Origin of the sequence: Rothia sp. HMSC071F11 (assembly GCF_001809115.1) — a bacterium.
GTDB classification, from domain to species: Bacteria; Actinomycetota; Actinomycetes; order Actinomycetales; family Micrococcaceae; genus Rothia; species Rothia dentocariosa.
In genome coordinates this window covers 337,161-337,793 of record NZ_KV795730.1, presented here as the reverse complement: position 1 = coordinate 337,793, position 633 = coordinate 337,161, and the positions used below count along the sequence as shown (strand labels likewise).

Annotated in this window: 1 protein-coding gene; it reads left to right on the top strand. The window is 56.9% G+C overall.

The annotated features are described in order from the left end of the window. Positions 1-633 (top strand): amino acid permease (locus HMPREF2554_RS02450; protein WP_141744360.1); only part of this gene is annotated, 633 nt, incomplete at both ends.

Genomic DNA, 633 nt, shown 5'->3' with positions numbered 1-633 from the left:
TGGTAGGTACTACCGCCGCCGAAACCCAGAACCCTACGGTGACCCTGCCGAAGGCTATCAACTCCGTGCCGGTTCGTATTCTCATCTTCTACGTGGGCGCCCTGATCGTCATTCTGATGGTAAACCCCTGGCGCGAAATTGATCCGGCCAAGAGCCCCTTCGTGACCATGTTTACCCTCGCCGGTATTGCTATTGCGGCGCATATCGTGAACATTGTGGTGCTGACCTCGGCAACATCATCGGCGAACTCGGGTATCTTCTCGACTTCGCGCATGGTGTACGGTCTTTCGCAGGAAGGTTACGCCCCGAAGTTCCTCGGTAACCTTTCCGGGAGCGGTGTGCCCCGCAACGCACTGTTCCTCACCTCGATTCTGCTACTCTCCAGTATCGCCCTGCTCTACGCTGGCGACTCGATTATTGAGGCGTTCACGCTGGTCACCACGATGGCGGCAGTACTTGTGATCTTCGTATGGTCGATGATCCTCGTCAGCTACCTGTGTTACCGCGCGAAGCGCCCCAACCTGCACCGGGAAACCACCTATCCCATGCCCGGCGGCGTGGTGGCATGCTGGATCGTGCTTGCGTTCTTTGCTTTCATCATCGGGATTCTTGCTACCGATAAAGACACTCTCA